The sequence below is a fragment of the Chelonobacter oris genome, from assembly GCF_000772535.1.
Taxonomy (GTDB): Bacteria; Pseudomonadota; Gammaproteobacteria; order Enterobacterales; family Pasteurellaceae; genus Chelonobacter; species Chelonobacter oris.
Genome location: NZ_JSUM01000002.1, coordinates 1 through 12,798 on the forward strand (window position 1 = coordinate 1; position 12,798 = coordinate 12,798).

A 12,798-nucleotide genomic window follows, 5' to 3' on the forward strand; every position below is an offset into this window, starting at 1 on the left:
TCACGCTTATGCAAAAAAGATAAAACGAACAATTGATAAATTAAAAAATCATATGAATAATACAACTCAACCGCTATCAAGGATGCCGCAACATGAATCACATCAAGGAAAACATACTTAACCCGCACAGCATGAGCGAAGAGGAGATGCTGGCAAGAATTGCGTGGTTTTACTATCACGATAATCTGACCCAAAGTGAAATCGGCAAGCGGCTGGATATTCCCCGCTTAAAAGTGTCACGCTTACTGGAAAAAGGCCGTCAAATCGGATTAATAAAAGTACAAATCAATTCTCGTTTTAAAGGATGTTTGGAACTGGAAGAGGCGCTGCAACAATTTTTCGGTTTAAAGCACATTCGGGTACTCCCGGCACTTGAGCAACATGAAATCAACACAAGATTAGGAATCGGCGCTTCACAAATGCTGATGTCTCTGATGCGCCCCAATCAACTGCTTGCGATTGGCTTTGGTGAAACCATTATGCAAACCATCAAGTACAGCAATGAATTTATCACCCATAACCAATTAAAATTAATCACGCTTTCCGGTGGTGTCGGCCCATATATGAAAGGGATCGGCGAGTTGGACGGCTCTTGCAGCATCAGCATTATTCCGGCGCCGTTAAGAGCGTCCTCGATCGAAGCCGCCAAATTATTCAAACGGGAAGCCTGTGTCAGGGATATTATGCTGGCGGCCGAAGCCGCCGACCTTGCAATCGTCGGGATCGGCTCAACGCAACAAAAAGGCCAAGCAACCCTGCTCCGTTCCGGCTATATCAATGAAGACAGCCAACAGGATTTACGTAATAAAGGTGCGATAGGCGATATTTTAGGTTACTTCATGCGCCAAGACGGATCTATTCAAGCGGATATTCCGCTGCACGACGAATTAATCAGCGTTCCATTGGAAAAACTGGTGAAGATTCCAACGGTTATCGGCATTGCCGGTGGGGAAAATAAAGTCGATGCGATTTTAAGTGCACTAAAAGGAAAATATATCAATTCACTGGTAACGGAAGAAATAACGGCAAGAATGATACTCGCAAAAATAGTGTAGTGACCAATCACAATCACAGGAGAAGTTAAATGGAAAATAAACCCGCATATCTGATGGCACTCGATGCAGGTACCGGAAGTATAAGAGCCGTTATTTTCGATTTGGACGGAAATCAGATCTGCTCTGCACAAAAAGAGTGGACCCATTTAGCTGATCCTCAAATACCCGGTGCGATGGATTTTGATTTGCAAACCAACTGGCGATTAGCCTGCGAATGTATTAAATCATCGATTCGAAACGCACAACTGGACGAAAAGCAAATCATTGCAATATCAACCTGTTCAATGCGCGAAGGTATCGTACTTTATGACGATAAAAAACAGCCCGTTTGGGCATGCGGTAACGTCGATGCCCGTGCCGTAGAAGAAGTGCGGTATCTTAAAGCGATCAACAACCGCACTTTTGAAAAACAGGTGTATGAGATATCAGGGCAAACTTTAGCACTGAGTGCCATTCCCCGTCTTTTATGGCTTGCCAAACACCGACCCGCACTTTACAGTCGAGTGTGTTCAATCAGCATGATCAGTGACTGGCTCGCCTTCATGCTGAGCGGCGAACTGGCGACCGAACCGTCCAATTCCGGAACAACGGGAATACTGAATTTAAGCACCCGAAACTGGCAACCCGACTTGTTGGAAACGGCAGGCCTAAACCCCGCTATTTTACCGAAAATAAAAGAAACCGGCACGGTATTGGGCAAAGTAACGCATGAAGTTGCGGCATTGACCGGTTTGTCAACGGCAACGACTGTCGTTGTCGGCGGCGGAGACGTACAGCTGGGTTGTCTCGGGCTAGGCATTACGGAAGCCTCACAGGCTGCAATTATCGGCGGCACTTTCTGGCAGCAAATCGTTAATTTACCGTATGCGACAACGGATCCGGACATGAATATCCGTGTCAATCCCCACGTTATACCGCCGCTGGTACAGGCCGAATCGATCAGCTTCTTCACCGGATTGACTATGCGCTGGTTCAGAGATGCTTTTTGTGAAGCGGAAAAAAACCTTGCCGCACAGCTGGGCATCGACACTTATACCCTGCTGGAACAAATGGCGGCTCGGGTTCCGGTCGGTTCAAACGATATCGTCCCTATTTTCTCCGATGCCATGCATTTTAAATCTTGGTACCACGCCTCACCGTCGTTTATCAATTTATCGATTAATCCCGATAAATGCAACAAAGCTGCCCTGTTCAGGGCATTGGAAGAAAACGCCGCCATTGTTTCCTCCTGCAATCTGGATCAGGTAGAACAATTTTCTGCGGTAAAACTGAATTCGATCGTCTTTGCCGGCGGCGGCTCAAAAGGCCGCCTTTGGAGCCAAATTTTATCGGATGTTACCGGATTGACCGTCAACATTCCGGTTGTCAAAGAAGCAACCGCACTGGGCTGCGCCATCGCCGCCGGCGTTGGCGCCGGCGTCTACTCTTCATTGGCTGAGGCCGGTAAAAAATTGGTTAAATTTGAACGGCAACACCGGCCGGATGCTGCAAACCATGCCCTTTATCAGGAACATAAAAAGAAATGGATTGAAATTTACCACCAACAGTTGCGGCTTGTCGATTCCAACCTCACCACATCACTCTGGAAAGCGCCGGGGCTATAACATTCTAATCCCGGTTGACATAACGGAACCGGGATATTTCCCCGCACAATAACGTCTAATTTATATCATCTGATTATTTTACTTTTTCTCAAAAATTTGTAGTATAACGCTATACATCATCACATTGGACATAGGAGCACATTCATGTGCCAACTACTCGGAATGAATTGCAACACGCCGACCGATATTGTTTTCTCGTTTGAGGGATTTCGTTGTCGCGGCGGCTTGACCGATTCGCACGCAGACGGCTTCGGGATCGGTTTTTTTGAAGACAAGGGCGTGCGCCTGTTTCATGACGATAAAGCCAGTGCTACGTCGCCGGTCGCAGATTTAGTGCGTAACTATCCGATTCAGTCAAAAAATGTGATCGCCCATATCCGCAAGGCAACGCAAGGGCGGATTTTGCTTGCCAACACGCATCCGTTCATGCGTGAAATGTGGGGGCAATACTGGCTGTTTGCCCATAACGGCAATTTGAAAAACTTCAATCCGGCGAAAGGGCAATACTACCGTCCGGTCGGTAATACCGATTCGGAAACCGCCTTTTGTTACCTGATGGAAACCTTACGTCAAAAATTTGATCATGCGCCGAACATTACACAAATTTTTGCCGAAGTGGATCATATTGCACAGGAATTACGCCGATACGGTCTGCTCAATTTTCTGTTGTCAAACGGAGAATGGCTGATTGCGCACACCGGTTCTTTGCTGCATTACATTGTGCGCAAAGCGCCTTTCGGCGAGGCAAAACTGGTCGATGATGATGTACGGATTGATTTTGCTTCGGTGACCACGCCGAACGATCGGGTGGCGGTGATAGCAACCCTCCCCTTAACCGATAACGAGAATTGGCATCAACTGGCGGTCAACGAATTAACCTTGTTTCAGGACGGGGAAATTTTATTGCGCCGCACTCCGAATAATCCCTATTATCCGAGCGAAATCGAAGGGCTGGACATGGCTCGTCAAGCGCTGTAAACCGCACTTATGCCTGCCCTTTCCCTTGACGATCAGCAACGGCTGCGCCATCTGACCATTCAGATCGCACGCCGCCTGCGCAGCTGTCTGGATCTTGCCGAACGGCATTTTAACCGCACTTTTATCGTGCCGGACTTTAATTTTAGGCTGCGTGGTCTAAAAGCCGGCGTCGCCTACCTGCAACAAAATGAAATTCGCCTGAACCGCACTTTACTGCTGGAAAACAGTGACGCCTTCTTGCAACAAGTTGTGCCGCACGAATTGGCGCATTTGCTGGTTTATCAGATCTACGGCCGAGTGAAACCGCACGGCAAAGAGTGGCGGTTCGTGATGGCGCAATTATTCCGTCTGCCTGCCGATACTTGCCACCAATTCGACATTCAAAATGTGCAAGGCAATACCGTCGCCTACCGCTGTGACTGCCAAACTCACCAACTCAGCTTGCGTCGGCACAATAATATCGTGAAAAACAAAGTGCGGTATCACTGCCGCTTGTGTAAAACACTGCTGGTAGCGGGATAACTCGGTTTTAATTTTACGGTCTTGATCGCAAAAAAAGTCCGACGTTAGAAAGTAGGCGGAAAGAAAATATTGCTCAAACTGTATTTGCCCCCTATTTAAATGTCAGCAAAAACATCGTTTCTGATTGGAAGCGAGGTGCAAAAAAGCCTAGTAGAACCGCACTTAAACTTCTCATCTTAGTGCAACAAACGGGCATTGCCGCCATTGCCTGAACCGTGTCTACTTCCGTTTTGCCCGAGGATGGGCTGCATCATACACATCCGCCAAATGTTTGAAGTCAAGGTGAGTATAAATTTGGGTGGTGGATAAATTGGAATGCCCCAACAGCTCTTGTACCGCTCTTAAATCAGAACTGGATTCCAACATATGGGTGGCGAAAGAATGGCGTAACTTGTGCGGGTTCAAATGGGTCGGCAGCCCTTGCCGTTGCCCCCAAACCTCCATGCGTTTTTGGATCGCACGGTGGCTGATGCGCTTTCCCCGCTGGCTGACGAATAACGCATCGTCTTCTGGATTAAATAAAATCCGCACCGACAGCCACTTTTGCACCGCCTGTGCGGCAAATCGCCCGTAAGGCAAGATCCGTTCTTTGTTGCCTTTGCCGATGACGCGCAGTTCACGGGTGCGGCTTTGTAAATCCTGCACATTCAATTGCTGTAACTCGTTCAAGCGCAAACCGGCGCTGTACATTAATTCCATCATCGCCAAATCTCGCAGATCGATCGGTTCTTTGCTTTGACTGTCGAGCAACTGTCCGACCTGTTCCGCTTCGATATTTTTTGGCAGTCGCTTAGCCTGCTTAGGCGCCGACACCGCCGTTGCCGGATTAACGTCAATAACACCTTGCCCCAACAAATAATTTAAAAACCCACGCAAGCCGGACAAACGCAGAGCCAGACTTTTGGCATTTAATCCCTGTTGCCGACTGACAGCCAGAATATAGCGCACCACACTGGCATCGACTTGGCGCCAGTTCTCGATTTCCTGCGCTTGCAGGATCATAATGATTTGCGCTAATTGATGCCGATAGTTCGTGAGCGTATGCTCGCTTAAGCGCCGCTCAATCCGCAGAAAATTCCAATATCCCTGTAGCGGCTGCGAAAGTGCGGTTTCTGCTGTCATCTCCATTTATTACAGTTTCTCGATCAGCCAGTGATCCAAATGCTGTTCTACCATTTCGGCCAATTGATGTAAAAACGACGTTTCCTGATTGCGATGAAAATGGCGTTCGTCTTTGGCGGCAAAAACCAGCACTGCGGTGTAAGGATGGCGCGATTTCCGTTTGCCGAGCAGACAGAACGCCACGGATCCCAACGGAAAATCCTGCGGTAAGAACATCAAAGTTTTTTCACGGTGAGTGAGTATGCCCAAATAGTGCCGCTGTAATCCAAAACGTTCCAGACGAATAATCTCAAAAGCGGTTCGATCCAACCAATGTGCCGCCGGAATTTCGGCACTTTCCAGCCAACTGTCGCGGAACAGCAATACCGTTCCTTTTTGCAGCCCAAGTGCGGTTGTCCACTCTTGCAACACATTTAGGCCGTCACTAAACTGTTTCGCTTGAGTAAACTGCTGCTGTAACGGCAACAAACTGAAAAACATGCGTTCATTATGTTCGGCCATTTTATGGATTTTATCCAGCTCAAGCTGCTGGCGCCGTAGTTGATCTCGTTGTCGCTGCAATTTGGCTTCAACCAGCGACAAAATACCTTTCTCCGAATGGGTGACTTGCAGCTCGTCCAATAAATGCGGGTGGTGCTGAAAAAAATCGGGGTGCTGCTGCAAATATTCCGCAACCGCACTTGCCGTTACCGCTTCACTCATCAAATTCTCCTATAAACGAATATAACCGTCGAACAGATGGGTGGCGTCACCGGTCATAAATAGTGGCCGCCCCTCCCCCTGCCATTCGATGAATAATTTACCGCCGGGCAATTCAACCTCGACACGATTGTCCAACGTGCCCTGCATAATACCGACCGCCACCGCAGCACAGGCGCCGCTGCCGCAGGCTTGGGTTTCGCCGGCGCCGCGTTCAAACACGCGCAATTTAATGTATTGACGGCTGATGATCTGCATAAAACCGATATTGGCACGTTCCGGGAAGCGTTCGTGACTTTCCAATAATGCGCCCAGCCGTTGCACCGGTGCCGTCGCCACGTCATCAACGGTCAAGACGCAATGCGGATTGCCCATCGAAACCACGCCGCACAGCACCGTTTCCAGATCGGTGCGCAAAATATAATTTTTTTCAAATTTATTGGCGCTAAACGGCACTTTCGCCGGCTCCCAAACCGGTTCGCCCATATTCACCCGAATTTGCTCGTCGTCTTTAATGCTCAACACCATTTTGCCTTTGGCGGTACTGACCTTAATCTCTTTTTTATTGGTCAGTCCTTTCAGCTGTACAAAACGGGCGAAACAGCGTGCGCCGTTGCCGCATTGCGCCACTTCGCTGCCATCGGCATTAAAAATACGGTAATGAAAATCCATCTCCGGATCATAAGGCGGCTCAACCAGTAACAGCTGATCAAAGCCGACACCGCGATGGCGATCGGCTAAACGGCGAATGGTTCCCTCCGGGAAATAAACGTTTTGCGTGATGCCGTCCACCACCATAAAATCGTTTCCCAAGCCGTGCATTTTTGAAAATTGCATTTTACTATCCTTAAATTCTAAGCATATCGGCATTATAGAGCGAAGCCTGCGGAATGTCTAAACGGATTGTCGGGGTTTAAGAAAAAAGCCGATTGTGATAGCATTTGCGAGAGTTTTCTTCGTATGGAAGTCATGATGGACTATCTGAAAAAATTACAGAGGATGCGTATCGACGGCATCGGCTGCTTTGTGACGGTGATTGCCGTTTTCTTGTTCGCATTACCGACCGAGCAGATAATGGATTATCTGACCGCACTTGGTGCATGGCTCAATGCCGGCACTACCGTCGGTATTTTCGCACCGGCTTGTTTGCCGGTCTTCGTCAGTACATTATGTTACTGGATTTATTACCGGCTCAAAAACGGATAAAAAATGGCAAAACTCTATTTTTATTATTCATCGATGAATGCCGGAAAATCCACCACTTTGCTGCAATCGTCCTATAACTATCGGGAACGGCAAATGAACACGCTGGTTTATACCGCCGCTATCGATGATCGTTTCGGCACTGCCAAAGTCACATCGCGTATCGGCATCAGCCAAGAGGCATTGGTGTTCACTGCTGAGACGGATTTGTATCGGCAAATCAAACACCAGATTCAACAGCAGCCGCTACACTGTATTTTAGTTGACGAAGCCCAATTTTTAACCAAAGCACAAGTCTACCAGCTTAGTGATGTAGTCGATAAACTACACATTCCGGTACTTTGCTACGGGCTGCGCACCGATTTTCAGGGCGAATTGTTTGAAGGCAGTCAATACCTATTGGCATGGGCGGATCAACTGGAAGAGCTGAAAACAATTTGTTATTGCGGCCGCAAAGCCAATTTTGTATTACGCCTGAATGCGGACGGCGAGGCGGTTCAGGCCGGTGAGCAGATCCAAATCGGCGGCAACGACAGCTATCTTTCCGTTTGCCGCCGACATTACAAAGCACGGTTGAAAAAATAACCGACAAAAAACCCACCTTGCGGTGGGTTCACGATTTGATCTGCCTGAAATTAATACAATTTACGTGACGTTTCAAACCAATCGGCTTTGAACGGACGCTTCATATTGGTAATGGCATCAATAATGTCATGGTGTACCAATTTTTCGTTTTGAATGCCGATACAACGTCCGCCGATACCTTGTTTCAACAATTCGATCGCATAAACTCCCATACGGGAAGCCAGAATACGGTCGAAGGCACAAGGCGCGCCGCCGCGTTGAACATGACCGAGTACCGTCGCACGCGTTTCCAGTTTAACCCGATCTTCGATTTCTTTCGCCAGTTCATTCACATCACAGATATATTCGGTAATCGCAATAATAGAATGGCGCTTCCCTTTCTGAAAACCGTATTCCACTTTTTTAATCAGAGCTTCACGTTCAAACGGGCGCTCCGGCACCACGATAAATTCACAACCGCCTGCAATCGCTGCGCCCAATGTCAAATCGCCGCAGTGGCGCCCCATGATTTCGACAATCGAAACCCGTTGGTGCGAACTTGAGGTGTCACGCAAACGGTCGATCGCTTCCAATGCGGTTTCAAGTGCGGTCTGATAACCGATGGTATAATCGGTTCCGGCGACATCATTATCAATCGTTCCCGGAATGCCGATACACGGGAAGCCGTATTCTTCGGTGATTAATTTAGCGCCCATATACGAGCCGTCGCCGCCGATAACCACCAGCGAATCAATTTCGTGTTGGCGCAGATTTTCCACCGCTTTGGCGCGCACCGCCGGATCTTTAAATTCAGGAAAGCGGGCTGAACCGAGAAACGTGCCGCCGCGGCTGATCACATCGGAGACAGAAAAACGTTCTAATCTCTTGATATTATTATTATATAATCCTAAATAACCGTCATATACGCCGTAGACTTCCATGCCTTCAAACAGTGCCGCCCGAACAACACCGCGAATGGCTGCATTCATGCCCGGCGCATCGCCGCCACTCGTTAATACCGCAACTTTTTTTACCATGCTGAGTTACCTTCCATTTAATTTTGATTGAAAAATAAATTTGTGTGTAGGGTACACGATCCCTTATTCAGTCTCTATAGAAAAATGTTTTTTTCGTTATATTTTTCTCGTCTTTTAACATTTTACCTATTTTATGTTTCGATTTTATGACAAACTCAAAACACTTTATTGTTGCTGCAATCCAAGCTCTTGCTGCACCACCGAGGTCGGCTCCTGATGGATAATAATATCCGACATCGGAAAAGCCAGCAACAGGCGGTTTTCCAAGTTATCGGTAATCTGATGCGCTTTCCACAGCGGTAAATTATCGTCCAATTCCAAATGCAGTTGGATAAAACGAATCGCCCCCGATCGGCGGGTGCGCAAATCATGAATACCGATAATGTCCTGCTGGCCGGAGACGATTTGCCAGATGGTTTCTATCTCGTCCTCCGGCAAAGTGCGGTCAAGCAGGAGTTGTATCGCATCGAACAGCATTTTCAGGGCACTGCTTAAAATATACAGTGAAATCAATAAGGCGAAGATACCGTCGGCATAGACATAGCCGAATGCGCTTAAGCCTAACGAAGCCAAAACCGCAACATTCATCAGTAAATCGGTTTCATAATGCAGTTTGTCGGCGCGAATGGCAGGGCTTTGTGTTTTGCCGATGACATAATGTTGATAGCGGATCAACATAAAGGTCAACAGTAGGGTTATCAGTGTCACCGTAATGCCGATTGAGGCGGATTGAATCGGTTGCGGATTGATGAGCCGCTCGATGCCGTGCAACAGCAGAAAAATCGCCGATCCGGAAATAAAAGCGCCCTGAATCAGGGTCGCCAACGATTCCGCTTTGCCATGCCCGAAAGAGTGGTTATCGTCCGCCGGCATTAAGGAAAAACGCAAAATAATCATGCTGGTAAATGAAGCGAGCAGATCGAGCAGCGAATCGGTAATCGAGGCAAGCATCGCCACCGAACCGGTCTGCCACCACGCAATTCCTTTTATCACAATCAATAAAAGTGCGGTACAGACTGCCAATATTGATGCACGCCGCACCAGTCGACCATATTTTTCATACATGATGTGCTACCTGATTAGCTGCATTGCCACAACCACGGCTGTTGTTGCAGGTGTTGGCGATACTGACGGGCGGCAGGATAGATTATTTTGGCAAGAAATGCCGTTTCCGCATTGGGCGACTGTTTTTTGCCGTTCACGCCATAACTGTATTGGAATTCCAGAAAGCCGCAATCCGCAATATTTTTTCCCTTGGTTACTTCCACCCCCCAATAAGCAAACTGTCGGCTTGGGCGGTAAATCACGGTGGAATATAAAGTTTTATCGTCAATCGTTAATTCGGCCAGTGTATCGGCACTCTGCCGGTAGCTACGTTGGCGCAGTGATAAGCGTTGCGACAAACTGAGATTGTGCCTGTTTCGGTCAAAAAACAGCGTCACTTTTTCCCTTGAGGCGCTATCGCCGTTCGGGTTATAGATATATCTGACCATTTCCGTCAAATCGGCGGTTTTCGCTAGGGCAAACGTCTTGCCGTTAAAAGCAATCTGTTCGGTTGCCTGAAAAGATGGGGTTTGCTTGACACTGCAACCGACCGACAACAGCGACAGCACTAATATGAAAAACCTTGTCATCACACCGTCCCGTTAATCCTGCGAATCCCGTTTAAACACCAATTCATGTTGGTTTGAATCGCTTTCATCAAAATAATAGCCGTCCAAATCAAAAGTTTTAAGCCCTTCCGGCGTTGAAGTGCGGTTTTGAATAAGGTAACGGCACATCAAACCGCGTGCTTTTTTGGCGTAAAAACTAATCACTTTATAACGGCCGTTTTTATAATCCAGAAAAATCGGCTTAATGATACGCGCCTTTAAATTTTTCGCCTGCACGGCTTTATAATATTCATCAGACGCCAAATTAATCAAGAGATCGTCATTTTGTTGCTCAAGTGCGGTCTGTAGCTGTCGGGTAATCACGCTCCCCCAAAATTCATACAAATTTTTGCCTTTCGGATTATCCAGTTTCGTTCCCATCTCCAAACGGTACGGCTGCATCAGATCCAACGGTTTCAACAAGCCGTATAAGCCGGACAGTATACGCAAATGCTGCTGTGCATAGAGAATTTCCTCGCGGCTTAAACTTTCGGCGCCCAATCCGGTATAAACATCGCCTTTGAAAGCATAAATCGCCGCTTTGGCGTTTTGTTGGTTATGATCTTTTTGCCACTCGGCAAAACGGGCGGCATTAAGTCCGGCAAGTTTGTCGCTGATATGCATCAATGATCCGATTTTTGCCGGCGTCAACTCACGGCAAACATCAATAAGCGCTTGACTGTATTCGGTTAATTCCGGTTTGGTAAAATCAAATTGAGGAACATCGGACTGAAAATCCAGCGTTTTCGCCGGGGATATAATTGCTAGCATAAAGCTTCCGTGAATAAAATAAACAGGGTGCGATTATAGCAAGATTCGCACCGTTTCTCTAATCTTCAACCGCACTTTCTTCAACAATTTACGCAACAACCGGCGGCAAACGCCAGTCAATCGGTGATTGCCGCTGTTGTTGTAAATAGGTATTCGCTTTAGAAAAATGGCGGCAGCCGAAAAAGCCGCGATATGCCGACAGCGGTGACGGATGCGGCGCCGTCAGCACACAATGGCGCCGGCGATCAATAAACTGCCCCTTGCGCTGTGCGTGACTGCCCCATAATAAAAAAACCAGATTGTCGCGATGTTGATTCAGTTGGGCAATCACTTGATCGGTAAAGGTTTCCCAACCAAAATTGGCATGAGAATGCGCCTGACCGCGTTCGACCGTCAGCACCGTGTTTAACAGCAGCACGCCCTGCTGCGCCCAGTGGCTCAAATAGCCGTGCTGCGGAATCTCAAAACCGTCAATATCGCTCGCCAGCTCTTTATACATGTTCACCAAGGAGGGCGGCGGCGCAATCCCCGGCTTCACTGAAAACGCCAAGCCGTGTGCCTGATTCGGCCCATGATAAGGATCCTGCCCTAAAATCACGACCTTTACCTGCGAAAATTCGGTCAACCGAAATGCGGTAAACACCTCATCATGCGGCGGATAAACCGTTTTACCGCACTTTTTGGCTTCTTCCACCTGTTCGATAATCCGTAAAAAATAGGCTTGTTGTTTTTCTTGCCCGATAGCCTCATGCCATGTATTCATTTTCTTTTTCCTGTCGCGTAATCCGCCATGCGATAAAATTATAGGCAAAGACCATGCAAAATCCTAGTGTTGTTTTATCGGCGGTTTTCTATCATCAAATCGAACCAAATGTTATTTAAACGTAAACAAAAAATAAATTAAACGTTAATTTAGACGGCTTTTATTTTCTTATTTTTTGATGTGGGTCAAATAAATCAATTTGAAACGAAAATAATGACTTGATCTAGGCTAATTTTTCCTAAATTTATTTGAAACTTTCAACCAAAGTGATAAAATTCTGAGCAATTAAATTAATCCACCCACTATATTGGAGTTCTATTATGATTAAAGGTATTCAAATTACACAAGCCGCTAACGATGATTTATTAAACTCTTTCTGGTTACTGGACAGCGATAACGGTGAAGCCCGTTGTTTATGTGCAAAAGGCGGTTTTGTCGAAGATCAAGTGGTTGCCGTCAACGAATTAGGGCAAATCGAGTATCGCGAATTGCCGGTTGATGTTGCCCCGACAGTGAAAGTTGAAGGCGGACAACATCTGAACGTCAACGTATTGCGCCGCGAAACATTGGAAGATGCGGTAAACAATCCTGAAAAATACCCGCAATTAACTATCCGCGTATCCGGTTATGCCGTTCGTTTCAACTCATTGACTCCGGAACAACAACGCGATGTTATCGCCCGTACTTTCACTGAAAGTTTATAATCTATAATCAGCCAAATTCGGCTTTTTATAAAAAAACAGACCGCACTTGTTTTGATAGCAAGTGCGGTTTTTTTATGACTGATTATAATAATATTGGCTTAACCACGATTTTTAGGAGATAGAT

General features: G+C 47.1%; 15 protein-coding genes. 7 read left to right on the forward strand and 8 right to left on the reverse strand.

The genetic code is table 11. From position 1 onward, the window contains the following. Positions 1–92: 92 nt before the first annotated feature. The 4 genes from lsrR (at position 93) to OA57_RS00655 (ending at position 4,159) form a co-directional block, all read left to right on the forward strand. Entirely contained in the window at positions 93–1,055 is a 963-nt protein-coding gene (lsrR, locus tag OA57_RS00640; protein ID WP_034612118.1) for a transcriptional regulator LsrR, read from the forward strand. Between the two features lie 29 nt (positions 1,056–1,084). Next, on the forward strand, positions 1,085–2,659 hold the full coding sequence (gene lsrK, locus OA57_RS00645; protein WP_034612121.1) for an autoinducer-2 kinase: 1,575 nt from the start codon (positions 1,085–1,087) through the stop codon (positions 2,657–2,659). A 144-nt stretch (positions 2,660–2,803) separates the two neighbouring features. After that, positions 2,804–3,637 (forward strand): class II glutamine amidotransferase, encoded by an 834-nt coding sequence (locus OA57_RS00650; protein ID WP_034612123.1) that lies wholly within the window; start codon positions 2,804–2,806, stop codon positions 3,635–3,637. Between the two features lie 9 nt (positions 3,638–3,646). Further along, complete coding sequence (locus OA57_RS00655; protein ID WP_034612126.1) at positions 3,647–4,159, forward strand: SprT family zinc-dependent metalloprotease; 513 nt, start codon at positions 3,647–3,649, stop codon at positions 4,157–4,159. A 219-nt stretch (positions 4,160–4,378) separates the two neighbouring features. Here OA57_RS00655 and xerC read toward each other — a convergent pair whose 3' ends face one another. Genes xerC through dapF form a run of 3 tightly spaced genes read right to left on the reverse strand, consistent with a single transcriptional unit; the run spans position 4,379 to position 6,817 of the window. Next, positions 4,379–5,281: a tyrosine recombinase XerC gene (gene xerC, locus OA57_RS00660; RefSeq protein WP_034612128.1), complete on the reverse strand. Its 903-nt coding sequence runs from the start codon at positions 5,279–5,281 to the stop codon at positions 4,379–4,381. A 9-nt stretch (positions 5,282–5,290) separates the two neighbouring features. After that, positions 5,291–5,983 carry a DUF484 family protein gene (locus tag OA57_RS00665; protein WP_034612130.1) on the reverse strand — a complete coding sequence of 231 codons (693 nt, stop codon included), beginning with the start codon at positions 5,981–5,983 and terminating at the stop codon, positions 5,291–5,293. A 9-nt stretch (positions 5,984–5,992) separates the two neighbouring features. Then, positions 5,993–6,817, reverse strand: a complete 825-nt coding sequence (dapF, locus tag OA57_RS00670) for a diaminopimelate epimerase (RefSeq protein WP_034612132.1) — start codon at positions 6,815–6,817, stop codon at positions 5,993–5,995. Between the two features lie 132 nt (positions 6,818–6,949). Here dapF and OA57_RS00675 point away from each other — a divergent pair, with 132 nt between their 5' ends. Together OA57_RS00675 and OA57_RS00680 are read left to right on the forward strand one after the other, a co-directional pair. Next, entirely contained in the window at positions 6,950–7,186 is a 237-nt protein-coding gene (locus tag OA57_RS00675) for a hypothetical protein (protein ID WP_235424615.1), read from the forward strand. A gap of 3 nt (positions 7,187–7,189) precedes the next feature. Beyond that, positions 7,190–7,768, forward strand: a complete 579-nt coding sequence (locus tag OA57_RS00680) for a thymidine kinase (protein WP_034612134.1) — start codon at positions 7,190–7,192, stop codon at positions 7,766–7,768. Between the two features lie 50 nt (positions 7,769–7,818). On the opposite strand, the gene pfkA is transcribed toward OA57_RS00680, so the two are convergent. From pfkA to ung, 5 genes are all read right to left on the reverse strand, one after another. After that, the gene (pfkA, locus tag OA57_RS00685; protein ID WP_034612136.1) at positions 7,819–8,784 is read right to left on the reverse strand and encodes a 6-phosphofructokinase; all 966 of its coding nucleotides are present in this window, start codon (positions 8,782–8,784) and stop codon (positions 7,819–7,821) included. 165 nt (positions 8,785–8,949) lie between these two features. Continuing rightward, positions 8,950–9,849 (reverse strand): cation diffusion facilitator family transporter, encoded by a 900-nt coding sequence (locus tag OA57_RS00690; RefSeq protein ID WP_034612137.1) that lies wholly within the window; start codon positions 9,847–9,849, stop codon positions 8,950–8,952. A gap of 14 nt (positions 9,850–9,863) precedes the next feature. Then, positions 9,864–10,418 carry a hypothetical protein gene (locus tag OA57_RS00695; protein ID WP_152596691.1) on the reverse strand — a complete coding sequence of 185 codons (555 nt, stop codon included), beginning with the start codon at positions 10,416–10,418 and terminating at the stop codon, positions 9,864–9,866. A 12-nt stretch (positions 10,419–10,430) separates the two neighbouring features. After that, positions 10,431–11,207: a peroxide stress protein YaaA gene (gene yaaA / locus OA57_RS00700; protein ID WP_034612139.1), complete on the reverse strand. Its 777-nt coding sequence runs from the start codon at positions 11,205–11,207 to the stop codon at positions 10,431–10,433. 88 nt (positions 11,208–11,295) lie between these two features. After that, positions 11,296–11,970, reverse strand: coding sequence for a uracil-DNA glycosylase (ung, locus tag OA57_RS00705; RefSeq protein ID WP_034612142.1), 675 nt, complete (start codon positions 11,968–11,970; stop codon positions 11,296–11,298). 320 nt (positions 11,971–12,290) lie between these two features. Between ung and grcA the strand changes: the two genes are divergently transcribed. Next, positions 12,291–12,674: an autonomous glycyl radical cofactor GrcA gene (gene grcA, locus OA57_RS00710; RefSeq protein WP_034612144.1), complete on the forward strand. Its 384-nt coding sequence runs from the start codon at positions 12,291–12,293 to the stop codon at positions 12,672–12,674. Positions 12,675–12,798 lie beyond the last annotated feature (124 nt).